Here is a 16764-nt window from a genome sequence, read left to right on the forward strand (position 1 = left end):
TCGTTTTTCATAAGTCACCAATGCCAATCAAACCACCGTCCATGCCCGTCTGTTTCACCAATCGTCTTTGTCATAAAACGGCCGCTGATAAAAGCATCCACGTGGAGCATTCGATCATTCATATTGTTGTAGATATGGAACACGTCTCTTTTCTGTCCGATATGACTCACTTTACGGAGAAGCTCTTCTTTTACGCTTTCCGGCATCTGGTTGGCGACATGGGTATGGAAGATACATAAAGTAGAATCATCTGGAATGGCATCAGCGATTTGAGGCAGCATGACGACTCCATCCCCCTCCATTAAGGCTGGTGGGGTCGTTCTTACTTGCTCGACGGCCGCTTCAAAATTTTTTCTTCGTTCTTCATGTTCCGGCCAAATGAGCGCCTTCAACCAATGAACATCTTCCTCCTGAGTTAAATCACTCACATGTAAGTCGATCCCGACTCTTTTTTTCACAGAAGGCGTGCGTTCTAGTAAATTTCGAGAAAGCGCCCCTTTTCTTACCTTCGACTTGAGATGAACGAAAGCGTCTGGGTTTCCGTAAACCTGGTCGTCCCCGTACGAATAGCTGTACTGATCCCACAATAATTGCAGTCCGGCACTTGTACCGATTTCAATGAGGGATAGAGGCTTTTCCGTTTGTTTATGCATAGAGCAAAAGACAGGGTAAAGATAGGCGCACCTTCGAACCTCGTTGGTCTGGACTCGTTTCGTTTGCAGCCGTTGAACAATGGCTTCCTCCTGTTTCATGCAAAAAGATTTAAAGATTGGAAAAGGATTTCGCTCGGTATCCGGATTGTCGGTTACGCTTTGGTAGAAGCTTGATAGTTCATGGTCGGCCCCTTGCAAAAGTAAATCGTGGACAGCAGCGAAGAGCAGGTTGGGAACAGGCTGTCCTTCCCCTGATTTCATACACAATTGTAAAACATACTCATCTTCAGCAATTTGTAGAGACAACTGTTTATAAAGATCACTCGATCCTTCACACTCTTCCCTTGCAAAATCTATGAATCTTTCAGCGATCCTTTGTGTTTTCATAGGTTTTCCTCCCTTTCAACGAACCATACCGCATTTCTTTATCTTTTCAAGACCATGGAATCAATCACTTCTCCATCCGGCTTATGTAAAAGTTTAATTTCTTTATGGGAATGGAATGATTTTTCAATGTACCAGACATACAAATCATTCCACCTGAGCTTTATGAACTCACTTTCTTCTGGAAGCAAAGATTTTACATTCAACATCGTTGCTTTTTCATCTCCCACCTTCACAGATCGCTCGTCGCCTTTTCGAACAAGGCTGTAAACGAGATCATCCCCATGAACGAAAAGACGATTCAATTCCCCACCAATTCTTTCCGTATCCAAAAGGTTCATGGACATCATTCCCGCCTTCCAGCCAAAGATCCCTTTTTGAACCTTAGCCGCTCCTATATGACGGTCATCCTTGATAAAAAAGAACAAAGCTTCTTTATCCACTTGTTGAACGGGAATTAACGTGAGCCCTTCCTCAGTGGCGTGGAGGGCTTCTTCAGGTTCATCGTAGGCACCTGCTTTTCCAACCATCATCCATACAGCTAGTAAGAGGAGAATTGTTATTGCGAAGGAAAGAATTCCTCTTTTTTTCAAATGCATCACCTGCTTATAAAGGTAGTACTGATGGTGCATCCTTATTTTGGAAACACCCTCTTTCAAAACATAACACACGGTTTCTCTCCTGCAAAGAAATACAAAGACGAGGGAACGAGGAGCCGGGCCATGCTCAGCAAATAAAAAAAAAGCCTGGAGGAATTTCCTCCAAGCTTGTTGTTCATCCATAGAGACTGACGGGCTTTGTTTGTTCCGTTCCGGCCTCTTGTCCGATCAAATCATAAGTAATCAGTGCTGGACGGTGGGTCCGTGGATCGGTGACAATCGCGGCATCAATATTGAATACCCGTCTCAAAACAGAAGATGTCATCACTTCATGGGCGGTCCCTTCCTTAATGATCTTGCCACCATTCAAAGCGACCAAATGATCAGCAAAGCGTGCCGCATGATTCAAATCGTGCAGCACCATGACGATGGTGCGGCCTTCTTCCTTATTCAACTTTTCCAAAAGCGTGAGGACTTCTAGCTGGTGAGCAAGGTCCAAATAGGTGGTCGGTTCATCCAATAGCAGCAAATCCGTCCCTTGCGCTAAAGCCATCGCAATCCACACTTTCTGCCGCTGGCCGCCGGATAAGGCATCGATTGGACGTTCCGAAAATTGTTGCACGCCCGTGACCTCAAGCGCCCATTGAATGATATCCCTGTCTTCATCCGTCAACTTACCAAAGCCACGCTGATGTGGGAAACGACCATAAGAAACGAGCTCATAGACCGTCAATCCACTCGGTGCCTGAGGGGTTTGGGGGAGAACCGCCATCTTCTTGGCAATTTCCTTCGTGGATTCTTTATGAATCGCTTTGCCGTCCAAATAGACGATGCCCGACTTTGGTTCAAGCAAACGCGACATCGTTTTCAAAATGGTCGACTTCCCGCACCCGTTCGGACCGATGATCGTCGTGATTTCTCCTTCAGGGATCTGCAAGTTCAAATCCTCGACAATTTTCACTTCACCATAGGCAATGCCTAAGTCCTGCATGGACATTCTCACCATTCCTGTGCACCTCACCTTTTCAATTCAAAAAAATAGATCCGTTCATTGGAGATAGTAATAATCATTCTCAATTAATCGTATACGCAATTTCCTATTTCGTCAAGGAACAACAAAAGCTCTTGCGCCGGAAGTGGCTTATTCGATATATGTGATCCACAGTGCCCCTCTTTAAATTTTTCTAAGCCATAAAAAAAAAGCCTCTTGTTGAGACAAGAAGACTTCTCAGGACAGTTGATCACGGTCAGGGGCAAGCGGCGGTTGTTCCAGCCATCCCTTCTTAATACTCAGGACCGCTCCGTCGGATGCAAACTTGGCTGTTTCCCATACGAGACGGGCAAAGGCCAGGGATAAATCTTTTCTTGCGATTTGTGATAAAGCCGTTCCATAATTGCCCAACCCGCTCGCTGAGGCCAAACCTGTATGATAATGCATCAAACGATCAGAGAATGGAGGGATTTTTGATTCCGTCACTTCCGGATCCCACAACTGCGGGGCAGGCAGATCCTCAGCTGTCAGTTGATTGATAAAAATGTCGATATGCTTATGGGAGATCTTCTTCCCCCGATGCAAGTATTGCTTCAGGTCCTCTGATTTTGCTGACTGGCTGAAGGCAATCATCAAAGACTTCCCAAGCATGTTCGTATCCAAGTTAACGTAAAGCTCCTTGATTTCCTGCGCAGAAATAGCTCTTTGCTTGCCTCTTAATTTACCGAGAAAGGACGTATCTTCGACAAAGGAAACCTCTGTCGGTATCGGAATGCTTGGCGTACGAATGACGATTCCTTTTTCAAGCAGCGCTTCAATCGCATCATTGAAGACCTTCACATATTCCTCCATGTTCTTCTTAAGGAACATCCGAATGTCTCTTCTGTGGGAAGCGAACAACGCGTTGGAATAGTTGATGATGGACGTCCGGCTCATTTCTTTCAGATAGAACAAATAAAATTTGTCTGAGAACATCCGGGGCGCATCCAGAAAAACATCCTGCTCGCCGAAACCATGGGGAGTTTTCATCCCCTCCTGCTTGAATAATTCTTGATAAGCTGAAATTCTTTCCTTGATCAGGTTCGCGTTATCTCCAAGTAGTTGTTTTGCATCCCGGTCCACGACATGATGCTGAAAACTCTCCATGACCACATCAAGCATCGTTTCTCCTATGTATCCGGCCCATAAGACCCCGATCTCCCCTGAAGTTAATGGAACAATACGACCATCCTGACTCATGACTCGTCACCTCACTTATATCGTTGGGCTGTTGAAAAATATTGAAACCAAAAACGGAATTCATCGAAAAATACTTCCGGGGTCAATTCGATGTTATCGAAAAAGTCCTCCAACACCTCTTCCTCCACTTCATCCAGCAGGCCTGTCACGTATAAAGGGGTTTGAAAACGGCCGTACATCTCCGCGTATCCGTATGTTTCAAAAACGTCTTTCATTTGTTCTTCCGTCATAAGCGCACACTCCTTTACTATAGGGTGGCACGATTTCTCTATTCATATTCCATTTTCCTTACAAACGGTTCAAGTACCTGGCAGGATTGTGGAAGACTTGATTTTGAGACTTTTATGGGAGCTTAGGGGCTCCGGGAAAAGGTTCGCTTTCCGTGGGCGAGTGATGAGCCTCCTCGAGCTAACGCTCTGCGGGGTCTCATCTACCACGCACTTCCCACAGGAGTCTCACCGTTTCCCTCCGCCCCTTTACCAAATGAGGTTCTCCAAATCCCTCTTATAGAAACCTGCCTAGTTGTGTTGTGAAATCCTGCTTAATCTGCATCGGTATAGGGTTCCTAACTACAAAAGCTCTTATTACTGGAAGGTAGTTTCGAGAATGTCTTACGAAAAGTGGGCGGAGGGGAATGGCGAGACTCCTGCGGGAAAAAAGGGCAGGGTGAGACCCCACAGGACGCAGTCCGAGGAGGCTCACCGCGCTCCCGCGGAAAGCGAGCTATTCCCCGCAGCCCCATCAACTCAACTAAAGTCTCGAAACTGCGTCTTCAAGTAAAGGGAGCTTATCTGGAAGAATGGTGTTGCGGTATAATGATAGGAAAGTCAGGGGGAAGGAGTGGTTAGAGTGCCTGTGATTATTCATCGGACTTTTATCGAAGCACCTGCGGAGGTGTGCTTCGATCTTGCAAGAAATGTGGATGTGCACACGCAAACCACCAGCAACACAAAAGAAAAAGCCGTGGCTGGGGTGACGGAAGGGTGGATGGAAGAAGGAGATGAAGTGACGTGGGAAGCGAAACACCTCGGGATCCGGCAACGACTGACTGCACGGATCACAGAAATGGATCGGCCGCATCGTTTTGTCGATGTGATGGTCAAAGGAGCCTTCCATTCGTTCACTCACACCCATGAGTTTCTTGAAGAAGCAGGAGGCACGATGATGGTGGATACGTTCGCCTATCAATCACCACTCGGGCCCCTAGGTCTTATGGCCGACCGTCTTTTTCTGGAGAAATATATGAAAAGTTTTATCGAACTTCGTGCCCTTGAACTGAAGAAGAGGGCGGAAAACAAAAAAGACTCAGAGTTGAACTCTGAGCCTTGAATGATTACGGAGTGAGGGTCAAAACTTCGCCATCCACTCCATCGGTGGATGTCAGGTGGTACTCCCCTTCCACCCAATCGTCCAGTTGATCATGGTACCAGTCGCTCCTGAAGTGGCCGGATTGTCCCGGGCCGACGACATGGTAGGCTTTTGTCGAATCATCCATGTTGATGACAAACCGCCACGATGCTCCGTGATTGACGAGGCCTTCGCTGTTGAAACCAGCGGCACGCACCGTTACTCGGCTCCCACTAACAGGATAAGGATCACCCGGATTCAGGAATCGTTCCAGGAATCCGATGCTTGAAAGCGGATGGGTGAATTCAACGGCATGTGCATCTCCCCACGCCCATTCAGAAGGGTTTTTTCCAAACTCCTCTTTCACTTCAGTCAACGTCGCTTGAAAAGCCTCGGAAATCACGGACTCCATACCTCCCGCTTTTTCTACCCAACGGGACTCCTCGCCCATCCGCAGCAATTCATCCGTCGTTTGCCCAGAACCTTCGAAGAATTTTTGAATGTCTCCGGACAGATCAACATTGTAAAGTTCATCCTCGATGTTCGCCATCCAGCGGTGGAAAATCAACGGCTGCGCCAGCGCTCGGTCATCCTCCCTGTTCCATTCTTCCATCAGTGCAATGGTTTCTTTTTCCATAGAAGTTACGGGTTCAACATAATCAAGCAGGAGAGGCAGGAACTCTTCTGCCTGGAGGTTTTTCACATCCATCTGCATCGCTTGGAATTGCTCCGGTGTCAGTTCATTTTCTCCTTCGAGCATCTGACTGATGCGCGCGTAACGATAGGGCTGCGCCCAATTGTGGCTGATGTGGTAAGGGTAGTCCTCCGCTGTAATTTTATTGTTTGCCGTTGCAATGAATCCTCCCTCAGGGTTGACCACTCGCGGCAGCTCGTCAAAAGGAACGAATCCCTGCCACTCATCCTCAGATTCCCATCCACGCATAGGAAGGAGGGCATCATCCGGTTCATTGTAAATCGGCACTTGACCATTCGCCTTGTAGGCAATCGTTCCATCTTTACTTGCAAAAACGAAGTTCTGTGCCGGAACGAGGAATTTTTCCAACCCTTTTTCAAACGACTCCCAATCATCCGCGCGGTTCATTTCGAGCACCGCTTCCAGTTCTGTCGTCGCATCAAGGGCGGTCCATCGTAAGGAGAGCAGCGTATCTTTTCCGGACTCTCCTGCATAGTCGCTGATGACAGGACCGTGACGGGTCTCTACGACCTCAAGTTCCACCGGATCCCCGTCTTTCACATCAATCGTTTCTGTGAAAACATCCGCCTCTTCCCATTCGTCTTCATATAGAAATTGGTTCGGATTCTCTGGATTCCTTTTTTCTAAGTACAGCTGCTGGACGTCGGGCCCAACGTTCGTGACCCCCCACGCGATATTGTCGTTATGGCCGAGGATAATGCCGGGAACCCCTGCAAAAATCACCCCGGAAACGTTATAACCAGGGGCCTCCAAATGCATCTGATACCAGATCGATGGGGTGGCCATTCCGAGGTGCGGGTCGTCAGCGAGCATCGGGGAGCCAGAAGCCGTCCGATCTCCGCTCACGACCCAGTTGTTGCTGCCATTGAACTCGTTCGGAATGATGACGTTGGCAAAGCTTTTTTCAATATCAACGGCTTCTGCATCTGCCAGAACCGTCGGGGCGTCTTCAGGGTACGTCGGAAACAGTTCATACGCTTCTTCCTCTGAGAAATTCTGCAGTAAGTAATAGTTGAACGCCTGACGCTCCCAGTGGCCGCCAAGGTCGAACGCCATGTATTTGCCGATCGTCAATGAATCGAGCGGGGTCCACGGGTCAGGATCGATGTTCATCATCGCAAACTCCGGAGGCAGCGGTTCGTTTTCCATGAACGCGTTGACTCCTTCTGCAAAAGCCTCCAGCCGCTCGGTGGCTTCGTCTGAATAAACGGCTAGCGATTTTTCTGCAGCTCGCCTGAGGCCGAGCGTCCGGAAATAACGGTCCTGATCAATCGTTGCTTCCCCGACTACTTCACTTAACCTCCCGGAGGCCTGCCTGCGCGCAAGCTCCATTTGAAACAGCCGATCCTGCGCCTGCACATAGCCTTGAGCGCGAAAGACATCAAGTTCACTTTCTGCCTGAATGTGAGGCACCCCCTGCTCATCCCTCGTCACGGTAACAGAGGCTTCCAGTCCGGTGAGTGTTGCCTCTCCATTTGTATCTGGCAGACTCCTTAGTGTGTAAGCGTTTACAAAAATGACGGCACTAACCAACAATAACAAGATGATTCCAAGGGTCAGCCAGGTCGCCTTTTTCCAACGTGGCTTTTTCTTTTTTTGTGGATCGATCTGTCTAGCTGTCTCCATTCCCCCACCTCCAGAACTTTTCTCCATTATATCTCATTTTCGAGAAAATAGATTAAAAAACTTCGGAACGGGAATGAGACGAATGTGCTTGATTATGGAGGTGTAAAAAATGGAAAAGATCAAAATTAGCGATACATCCATGGAAGCGAGCCGCATCGGCCTTGGCACATGGGCGATCGGCGGCTGGATGTGGGGAGGCACGGATGAAGAACAATCCGTGAAAACCATCCACTCCGCGCTTGACCAGGGCATCAACTTAATCGATACCGCCCCTGCTTATGGGTTCGGACGCTCAGAAGAAATCATCGGAAAAGCTGTGGAACAATATGGACGACGCGAAGATCTTCTGCTTGCGACAAAAGTGGGCATCGACTGGAACGAAGACTCTGTTTTCCGTAATGCCAGCAAAGAGCGTATCCATAAAGAAGTCGAAGATTCACTGAAACGATTGAAAACCGATTATATTGATATTTATCAGGTCCACTGGCCGGATCCGATGACACCGATCCACGAAACAGCGGAAGCTCTATCTTACCTGTACAAACAAGGAAAAATCCGTGCGATCGGCGTCAGTAACTTTTCACCAGAACAGATGGATACTTTCCGTGAAGCGGCACCACTGCACACGTTGCAGCCACCGTACAATCTGTTTGAACGGGACATCGAATCGAAAACCCTGCCTTATGTCCAGGACCATAATATCACGACCATCTCATATGGCTCTTTATGCCGAGGACTGCTGTCAGGAAAAATGTCTACGAAGCGAGAGTTTGAAGGCGATGATTTGAGAAACAATGATCCGAAATTCCAACAGCCGCGCTTCAAACAGTACTTGAACGCCGTCAACGAACTGGAACAGCTCGCTGAAAACCGTTTCGGCAAGAGTGTGCTTCAGCTCGCCATCCGCTGGGTGCTTGACCAGCCAGGATCCGGAATCGCCCTTATGGGAGGCCGGCGCCCGGATCAGCTAAACCCGATCGACGGTGTCGACAGCTTTACCATCGATGAAGAAACGAAAAGGGATATTGATGAAATATTGCTGAAACACGTGAATGATCCGGTTGGACCAGAGTTCATGGCTCCCCCTGACCGTCAAGAATTAGGATTAAAATAGTTGTTGAGCGGGCCCTCTCTCGTATGAGGGTCCGTTTTTACGTTGCAGGACATTGGAGCGGAGTTAGAGGACATGAAAAGATTGAACGAGCACCGGCAACTAGAAACCAATAAAGTTTAGAAACTTTTATTCTCGTCAATCGTATATAGGAAAGAAACAGAAATCAGGAGGTACACGTTTATGGATATTTTAATATGGGTGATCATCATTGCCTGTTTCATCGCTAGTTTTGCAAGCGTCATTTTTCCAATCATCCCGGCACCGCTCGTGCTATGGATCGGATTCCTTGCCTATGCGTTCTTTATCAATGGCAGCGGACTTTCGGTCTTCTTCTGGGTCGGAGCGGTCGTTTTAACCATACTGCTTATCGTCTCTGACATTATCGCCAACAGCTATTTCGTGAAAAAGTACGGCGGAAGTAAATGGGGCGAGCGTTCGGCGGCCATCGGTGTCATTATTGGATCGTTCATTATTCCGCCGTTCGGCATCATCGTCATTCCATTCGTGCTTGTCATCATTGTGGAACTGGTTCAGAAACGATCGTCGGAAGAGGCGTTCAAAGCCGCCATCGGCTCTCTGTTCGGATTTCTCAGTGGTACGGTTGCCAAGATCATTATTCAGGCGATTCTCATTATCTGGTTTTTCTTTGACATTTAAATTCCAAAAAAATCTCAGAGCTATTGGCTCTGAGATTTTTTGTATGTAGTCTTATGAATAGCGTTCAAGCTTGAACTTCGTCGTGTTCGCTTCGATTACGATCATCAGGCGCATTCTTCGTTACATAGGTTCCGCCAATCAAATCATGGATCCCTCTTTTATCTTCTCTCAGTCCGACCATAAAGGCACTGACAACCAGAGCGATGCCGAACGTCACAAAGTACAATAAGCCACCAACGAGCTCACGTAAGACAATGTTAATAAAAGTAATCTCTGACCCATCGGCTTTGACAATTCTGTTCCCCAAAGCTCTTCTGCCGAGCGTATACCCATGCCAGATCGGTGGTAAAAGAAGAGCATAAAAGATCGACAATACATCGGCAACTGTGAAACTCTCCTGTACAACGAACTCTCCCGTAATGACACCGAAAAAGCCCGCTAAGATGAACCCATCCAAAAATCTTGCTCCAAGCCTGTTCCAGAACCCGGCCGGATTTTCCATACCTCTTCCCCCTATGCCTCTATAGGACTATCTATGTATATAGACATATTATCATGGATGATCTTGGTATTTTCAAAGATTACCTACTCGAAACCCACCTAACAAAAATAAAAAAGATCTCAGGGATTAGATATCTGAAATTTTTTTATACATTTTCAGTTCTTCTCTCTATGCTTTTCTTTTATTAAGACTTTCAATAAGGCTCTGTTAAAGTTTAGATTGATATGGATACAGTGTTTTAACGGCGTGGCAATGAAAGATCTCAATCATTACCTGACCTGGTTTCAGGCATTATAGAGTATCCATCATCAGCGTAATGAAGTGACGATGCATGATATGATAGTAAAAGGAATTTATTCCCAAGTGCCAAAACCTATGATACCCTTAGATTATCTACTTTTACTGTGTAAAGGTTATTTCTTTATTCAAGGATCTGAACAAATTCTTTAAAGAAGAAAAATTTATGAGGAGTGTCTTGGTGGGATTTTATTATTTATTCTTACTCGTTATCGGAATTGTACTAATTGTAATTGGAGCACTTAAAAAGGATGTGCCTCGTTCAGTTAAAATAGTAATTTTTCTATTTGTAATTGGTATTGGGTTTATAGTAATGTCGTTATCATTATTATTGCTTCCCGGTAGCTCTGACGTTATTGCTGAACTTTTGAAATGGGAAGAATAAGTTTCAATTTTTCTGAAATCCCTATAAAACCAAACAGAACTTCCATCTTTACGGAAGCTCTGTTTTTTTATATAAATATCAACATTAAACTTTAACAGAGCCTTCAATAAAGACTTGATTTCCTGTACATCTTCCTTCTGTTTTTCAACTTCTTCTCCATATAGCTCACATGGAAAAAGAGATTATTATGATACATGTTCTTCGGCAGACATGTTCTTCTCCGAGCTCTTTGTCTTAGATAAGAACCAACCGCCGATAGCGATCAACAAAAGAATGGACCAGAATGTGATTTTCCACAGCGCACTCTTCGCAAAACCTTCGGATAAAACCGCGATTTCCGGGTGGGCCATCGTATAGACCGCAAGCTTGACGCCTACCCAGCCCACGATCATGTAAGCCGTTGTTTCAAGACCCGGACGGCGGTCGAGCAGGCCGACAAAATAACTGGCAGCAAACCGCATGATGACTAGACCGATGATCCCACCAGCGAGAATGACAGCGAAGTGACCGCCATCCAAACCTCCGACTTGCGGGAGACTCGTTAAAGGTAAGGTTACCGCTAAAGCAACGGCTGCGAGAATGGAATCAACCGCAAAGGCAATATCTGCAAGCTCTACTTTTATCACCGTAGCCCAGAACCCGGATCCCTTTTTGACTGATGTTTTTGTTTCCTTCACCTTAGGTTTTAACACATGTTTCTTCAACAAATGGTAAGCGGCAATACCAATAAGATAAAGGGCTCCGATCGCCTGCACCTGCCAGATGTTGACAAGGTATGAAATGAGGAACAAAGAACCAAAGCGGAATAAAAAGGCCCCGGCCAACCCGTAAAACAAGGCTTTCTTTCTTTTTTCCTCTGGAAGGTGTTTGACCATTGTCGCAATCACAAGCGCATTATCCGCAGCAAGTACCCCCTCAAGTCCGATCAAAATCAACAACACCCAGCTGTATTCCATAACTAAACCAAAATCCATTTTCTTTTCTCCTTATTTATAAATTTTTTAGTTTACAAGGATCTCATCATGATCAAATCTTTTGGCATTGTTTTCAAAGACCAGACGCGTCTGCAGTTTGTAAGATTTCCCCTCTGACAGAAGAGGAAGGTTTCTTGGCAGTTCATAACGGAAGGGATACACGTCGGATCCTCCCGCTTCCATCGTCCGGGTCATAAGGACAGTGGTCACCGGTTCTACAAGGATCGGCTTCTTCCCCCTCTCCACTACCACCAAATCGCATTCGAGACGCTTGATATTCTGCTTTCTCCAGCTGCCGGACAGATAAAAAACACCTGACAGAACATAGGGGTCCTCCCCTTTTGAATCAAGGACTAGATCCACCTTAGGACCCATGATTCTGAATCCATTCATCCATTTGCTTAACAATGAAAATCCCTCCTATGAATATAAAAAAACCTTTACCAACAGATGGTAAAGGTTTTTGAGAGTTCTTCATTATATCCCTTTACCACTATGGCAAAGGTCTCGCGAACAACGTTTAACGTTGCCAGGTATGCCGGAGGCCGATGGGCCACGTAATGACGACATAACTGTAAGCTACTCCCCTTTGGAGTTATATAAGCTCTATAGAGCACAGTTTTCACTCGCTGACTGTAGCTTAATCATAATGAGTTTTCAGAAAAATGTCAATTCTTTTTTTTAAGCTTTTTGTATGATTACGATTTTACCAGCGTTCTCTGCAAGCGATGGATCGCGCTCGTACTTATCGGTGGTTTCTACCCTTTTATCAGTGGGTTTCGAGTTTTTATCGGTGACTTTTGAGCTTTTATCGGTGGGTTTCCCACATTTATCGGTGACTTTACCGAGTTTATCAATAAGTTGGCCTTAAAGCCTAGTTACTAAAGGAGGGTGAAGCCATGATGGCTTCACCCTCTATGTTCGTTACCTTCCCATCCCCTTCAAAAAATGGAGGAGCATCGTGATGCTGCGGTTGATTTCCGGATCTTTCAAGGCTTTGGCAAGGTCGAAGAACGACGTCTTGTCTGTCGTCCCTTCCCCTTCCATCGCTTCCAGACCGTGATTCAGTCGTGAACTCAAGTCACGGATCCCGGTCACATTGATCTCGCCAAGCAGGAAGACGAGTTCAGGCAGGTTGCGCAGCAGAGGTTCGTATTGATCCTTATCGATTTCCTTCACCACGTTCGCAAGGGCTTCATCCTTGGCTTTTACAAAAGCGGTCACGGAGTCCAGCGTACCTCCGTTGTCGAGCGCCTTCATCAATTCGATGCCCTTTAGGATGGAATCTTTGTTGTCAGCGACGGCTTCTTTCACTTCCCGAACGTCCTGTTCGACTTGATCCTCACGAGACACTTCATACCTTTTGATTTTCGAAATGGCTTTGGCCATCATCGTCCCCCCTTGCCTGGGAATATATAATCTTCACGCTTCCATTTTTCCTGTACTTTGACACCTTTTTGCGGAACTGGATTCCCACGGCGGTGGTTGTTGTGCGGAATCGGTGACTTGCCTTTCTTCTTCAACACTTTCATCTTCACCGCGATTTCTTTGTATGCCGGTGTATTCGTATCTTTATCGACACGATTATCTGTGAGGAAGTTGATGGCTGACTTGCCGTTGTCGTTGAGCGGCAGGAAGATTTCCTTTCCGCGTACACGGTCGGTGACGGTGACGACGCCTGACGCTTCCCCTGCTTCTGAGATCAGCTTCACTTCGGCGCCTTCTTCAATGCCTCGTTCTTTTGCAAGCTCTTTCGACACTTCGATAAAGGCGTTCGGCGTTTTGCGACGGATGCCTTCCGACTTATACGTCATGTTCCCTTCGTGGAAATGCTCGAGCAGACGTCCGTTATTGACATGCAGGTCGTATTCTTCATTCGTATCGTACTTCATCTCGTACGTCAGTGGATACAGCTTCGCTTTCTTATCTTCAAAAGGAAAACCTTCCGTGAATAAGAGCGGCTGATCGGACCCATCTTCAGCAACCGGCCATTGCAAGGACTTGTAGCCTTCAAGACGGTCATAGTGCACACCCGCGAACAATGGAGCAAGGCCTGCTGCTTCGTGCATGATTTCAGAAGGGTGCTGGTAGTTCCAGTCACGACCGAGTTCTTTGGCGATCAACTGGATGATCTGCCAGTCCGGCTTCGTTCCTTCGAGCGGCTCAAAGCTTTGATACAAACGCTGAATCCGGCGCTCGGTATTCGTGAATGTTCCTTCTTTCTCAAGGCTAGGTGATGCAGGCAGTACAACATCCGCATATTCAGCTGTTTTCGTTAAGAAAAGGTCTTGAACAATGAAGAGATCTAATTTTTCAAACGCATCGGTCACGTAGTTGATGTTGGCATCGACGATTCCTGTGTCCTCACCCATAACGTACATCATGGAAAGCTCACCATTATGGATCGCCTCGATCATTTCGTGGTTATCCATGCCGGCCTCTTTTGGAATGGTTGCATCCCACGCTTTTTCATAACGGGCGCGAACCTCATCGTCTGATGTCGCTTCATAACCAGGGAAGAAGTTCGGCATGCTTCCGAAGTCACTGCACCCTTGGACGTTGTTATGGCCGCGGAGTGGGTAAGCTCCTGTGCCTGGCTTTCCGTAATTTCCTGTAATGAGAAGCAGGTTACTGATCGCTGTACTTGTATCACTTCCGAGCATATGCTGCGTGACACCCATCGCCCAGCAGACAACGACCGATTCCGAATGGGCGATTTCTTTCGCTACATCCTTCAACTCCTGTTCAGGAATGCCGGTCAACTCTGAGGCATACTCCATCGTGAACGGCTCCAGGCTTTCGCGGTATTCATCAAAACCGTTGACCCATTCATTCAGGAAGCTCTGATCTTCCCAACCCTGGTCAAGAATGTACTTCGCTACAGCGGAAAGCCACACGAGGTCCGTCCCTGTCTTCGGCTGATAAAAGCGGTCGGCGCGCTTAGCCATTTCGTGCTTTCTCAAATCAAACACGAACAGCTTCTGGCCGAACAGCTTTTGAGAACGCTTGATTCGTGAAGCGAGAACCGGGTGGGATTCTGCCGTATTCGAGCCGATCGTCAAGACCAGTTTACTCGAAGCAATATCGTCGATGGAACCGGAGTCTCCTCCATATCCGACCGTACGGAACAAGCCTTTCGTTGCCGGTGCCTGACAGTAACGGGAACAGTTGTCGACGTTGTTCGTCCCGATCACTTGGCGGGCTAATTTCTGCATCACATACGATTCTTCGTTCGTCGCTTTGGAAGATGAAATGAACGCAAGGTGGTCCGCGCCTTTTTCTTCCTTAATCTGTGTCATGCGATCCGCAACGTGAGCGATCGCCTCATCCCATTCGACTTCTTCAAAATGATCGCCGCGACGGATGAGCGGCTTCTGCAGACGCTCTTCACTATTGACGTAATCCCAGCCGAACTTCCCTTTCACACAAGTGGAAATGCCGTTGGCCGGAGATTCGGCACTCGGTTCGACTTTGAGGATTTCTCTTCCCTTCGTCCATACATCGAAGGAACAGCCGACGCCACAGTAGGTGCAAACCGTTTTTTCTTTTTCGATGACTTCTTCGCGCATCGCCGCCTCTGTATCCGATACAGCGAAAAGCGGGCCGTAACCTGTCTCCACTTTCTTCGTCAAATTGATCATTGACTTCAGGATACCAGGCTCCGTGTCCGTCAAAAAGCCGGCATCGCCTTCCATCCCTTTTTCCATCATCGCGTTACAAGGACAAACGGTGGAACACTGCCCGCAGTTGACGCAGGAGGATTCATCGATCGGCACATCGTTGTCCCAGATGACACGCGGTTCCTTCCGATCCCAATCGATCGTCAGCGTTTCGTTCACCTGCACATCCTGGCAGACCTCCACACAGCGACCGCAGAGGATACACTGATCGGGGTCATAGCGGTAAAAAGATCCGGAATTGTCCTTTTCATAACTGGTCGGCTGGAAAGGTCGGGATTGGTGTTCCAGTCCAAACTCCGCCATCGTATTATGAATCTCACACGATCCGTTGTTGTAATCACAAACCGTACAGTACAATTCGTGTTTCTCCAATATGCGGTCCAACGACTCCTTCTGTGCCTTATGTACATGAGGAAGTTTCGTTTGGACTTTCATACCGGCTTTCACACTCGTGCCACACGCCCGCGTCAATTCGCCATCGACCTGGACGATACACGTATCACACGTCTGGATGGGTCCCAGTGATTCGTTGTAGCAGATTTGCGGTACCTGTTCTTCCGCCTCGTTCATCAGTTGAAGCAGATTCTGACCTGGTTCCGCCAGAAATTCTTTTCCATTGATCGTTACTACTGTGTGTTCATTCAATCGTTACTCCTCCTCCACTAGCTGCAGCGATACGCCTCGGATGAGTGTACACATTCATCCGCTCCCCCCGTAAAAATCCGACAGCCGTAATGTTTAAATCATCCGCAAGCTGAAGGGCCAAGTCTGTCGGTGCCGACTTCGACAACAGGACACCAAACCCCATTTTCGATATTTTTAAAAGGACCTCCGAAGAAATCCTGCCTGTAAATAAAATGATCTTCCCTTTTCTGCTTACGTTTTCTTTCAATAAAAAGCCATACAATTTATCCAGCGCGTTATGACGGCCGATGTCCGCATACGCTTTCAGTATTCCATCTTCCGAAGCGATGGCTGCCTGGTGCACCCCGCCCGTGCGTTGGAACAAACCCGCCTGGGACTGGAACTCTTCCATCAGTCGAAAGCACACATCCGGATCGAAGGTACTTTCATCCATGGCTGTCCGTGCCGTCGCCGCATCGCTTTGAAAATAAAACGCCCGGCTTTTCCCACAGCAGGATCCGAGCCATCTTTTTTGACCGCCTTGCATCTGTGGAAGGCTCTTCGCCGTTTCCACGTAAGCGAACCCACGGTCTTCATCGATGGTCATCCCTTTGATCTCCTTCACATTCCGAATCAAACCTTCAGATGCGAGGAAACCGATGACCATTTCCTCTTTGTCCATCGGAGTACAGACCATCGTCGCGAATTCCTCCCCGTTGACGGTCACCGTGAGTGGATACTCGATAGCGACTTCATCTTCCTCAGAGGTCCATTCTTTCTCTCGAAACCTATGAATCTGCCACGACCTCGTCCCCAATTTTTTACCCCCTTACCAATCGTTCCCTAACTTATTCCCGTTCTTTCGACAAAACAAACACCTGTCTATGTAAAAGATGGACAGGTGTCTGGGTGATGGTTCTATTCTTATATTTTTCTCTTTTTTCATTTCTTTTTCCTTTATTGTTTACGTTTGAATT

The 16764-nt window shown here is 47.2% G+C and carries 16 protein-coding genes and 1 pseudogene; 5 read left to right on the forward strand and 12 right to left on the reverse strand.

Annotated features, from left to right (window positions below; genetic code table 11):
• Window positions 1-14: 14 nt before the first annotated feature.
• The 5 genes from K2225_RS03350 to K2225_RS03370 form a co-directional block, all read right to left on the reverse strand.
• Window positions 15-1040: a DUF2332 domain-containing protein gene (locus tag K2225_RS03350; protein ID WP_220583464.1), complete on the reverse strand. Its 1026-nt coding sequence runs from the start codon at window positions 1038-1040 to the stop codon at window positions 15-17.
• Window positions 1041-1078: 38 nt separating this feature from the next.
• Window positions 1079-1708 (reverse strand): hypothetical protein, encoded by a 630-nt coding sequence (locus K2225_RS03355; RefSeq protein WP_220583465.1) that lies wholly within the window; start codon window positions 1706-1708, stop codon window positions 1079-1081.
• 103 nt (window positions 1709-1811) lie between these two features.
• The gene (locus tag K2225_RS03360) at window positions 1812-2642 is read right to left on the reverse strand and encodes an ABC transporter ATP-binding protein (RefSeq protein WP_220583466.1); all 831 of its coding nucleotides are present in this window, start codon (window positions 2640-2642) and stop codon (window positions 1812-1814) included.
• A gap of 222 nt (window positions 2643-2864) precedes the next feature.
• On the reverse strand, window positions 2865-3866 hold the full coding sequence (locus K2225_RS03365; protein WP_220583467.1) for a DUF3231 family protein: 1002 nt from the start codon (window positions 3864-3866) through the stop codon (window positions 2865-2867).
• Between the two features lie 11 nt (window positions 3867-3877).
• A complete protein-coding gene (locus tag K2225_RS03370; protein WP_220583468.1) occupies window positions 3878-4096 on the reverse strand; it encodes a hypothetical protein in 219 nt (72 codons plus the stop codon).
• 619 nt (window positions 4097-4715) lie between these two features.
• Here K2225_RS03370 and K2225_RS03375 point away from each other — a divergent pair.
• A complete protein-coding gene (locus K2225_RS03375) occupies window positions 4716-5195 on the forward strand; it encodes an SRPBCC family protein (RefSeq protein ID WP_220583469.1) in 480 nt (159 codons plus the stop codon).
• A 4-nt stretch (window positions 5196-5199) separates the two neighbouring features.
• Here the strand turns inward: K2225_RS03375 and K2225_RS03380 are convergent, their stop codons facing one another.
• Window positions 5200-7554: a penicillin acylase family protein gene (locus tag K2225_RS03380; RefSeq protein WP_220583470.1), complete on the reverse strand. Its 2355-nt coding sequence runs from the start codon at window positions 7552-7554 to the stop codon at window positions 5200-5202.
• A 109-nt stretch (window positions 7555-7663) separates the two neighbouring features.
• On the opposite strand from K2225_RS03380, the gene K2225_RS03385 reads away from it, so the two are divergent.
• A complete protein-coding gene (locus K2225_RS03385) occupies window positions 7664-8668 on the forward strand; it encodes an aldo/keto reductase (protein ID WP_220583471.1) in 1005 nt (334 codons plus the stop codon).
• A 180-nt stretch (window positions 8669-8848) separates the two neighbouring features.
• Window positions 8849-9325 carry a DUF456 domain-containing protein gene (locus K2225_RS03390; RefSeq protein ID WP_220583472.1) on the forward strand — a complete coding sequence of 159 codons (477 nt, stop codon included), beginning with the start codon at window positions 8849-8851 and terminating at the stop codon, window positions 9323-9325.
• Window positions 9326-9389: 64 nt separating this feature from the next.
• Here K2225_RS03390 and K2225_RS03395 read toward each other — a convergent pair whose 3' ends face one another.
• Window positions 9390-9827 (reverse strand): RDD family protein, encoded by a 438-nt coding sequence (locus tag K2225_RS03395; protein ID WP_220583473.1) that lies wholly within the window; start codon window positions 9825-9827, stop codon window positions 9390-9392.
• Window positions 9828-10052: 225 nt separating this feature from the next.
• Between K2225_RS03395 and K2225_RS03400 the strand changes: the two are divergent.
• Both K2225_RS03400 and K2225_RS03405 read left to right on the forward strand, forming a co-directional pair.
• Window positions 10053-10237, forward strand: a pseudogene (locus K2225_RS03400) (IS1595 family transposase); the annotation flags it as partial.
• 68 nt (window positions 10238-10305) lie between these two features.
• Window positions 10306-10509, forward strand: coding sequence for a hypothetical protein (locus K2225_RS03405; RefSeq protein WP_220583474.1), 204 nt, complete (start codon window positions 10306-10308; stop codon window positions 10507-10509).
• Between the two features lie 185 nt (window positions 10510-10694).
• Here the strand turns inward: K2225_RS03405 and K2225_RS03410 are convergent, their stop codons facing one another.
• The 5 genes from K2225_RS03410 to fdhD all read right to left on the reverse strand — a co-directional run bounded on the left by K2225_RS03410 (window position 10695) and on the right by fdhD (window position 16604).
• Window positions 10695-11483 (reverse strand): TerC family protein, encoded by a 789-nt coding sequence (locus tag K2225_RS03410; protein ID WP_220583475.1) that lies wholly within the window; start codon window positions 11481-11483, stop codon window positions 10695-10697.
• A gap of 27 nt (window positions 11484-11510) precedes the next feature.
• Entirely contained in the window at window positions 11511-11891 is a 381-nt protein-coding gene (locus tag K2225_RS03415) for a sporulation protein (RefSeq protein WP_255574151.1), read from the reverse strand.
• Between the two features lie 516 nt (window positions 11892-12407).
• The gene (locus K2225_RS03420; protein ID WP_220583476.1) at window positions 12408-12872 is read right to left on the reverse strand and encodes a helical membrane plugin domain-containing protein; all 465 of its coding nucleotides are present in this window, start codon (window positions 12870-12872) and stop codon (window positions 12408-12410) included.
• Complete coding sequence (gene fdhF, locus K2225_RS03425) at window positions 12872-15808, reverse strand: formate dehydrogenase subunit alpha (RefSeq protein WP_220583477.1); 2937 nt, start codon at window positions 15806-15808, stop codon at window positions 12872-12874. Before fdhF ends, K2225_RS03420 begins: the two co-directional genes overlap by 1 nt.
• Complete coding sequence (gene fdhD / locus K2225_RS03430; protein ID WP_220583478.1) at window positions 15801-16604, reverse strand: formate dehydrogenase accessory sulfurtransferase FdhD; 804 nt, start codon at window positions 16602-16604, stop codon at window positions 15801-15803. Before fdhD ends, fdhF begins: the two co-directional genes overlap by 8 nt.
• Window positions 16605-16764 lie beyond the last annotated feature (160 nt).

The organism is Halobacillus sp. Nhm2S1 (assembly GCF_019599545.1).
GTDB lineage: Bacteria > Bacillota > Bacilli > Bacillales > Halobacillaceae > Halobacillus.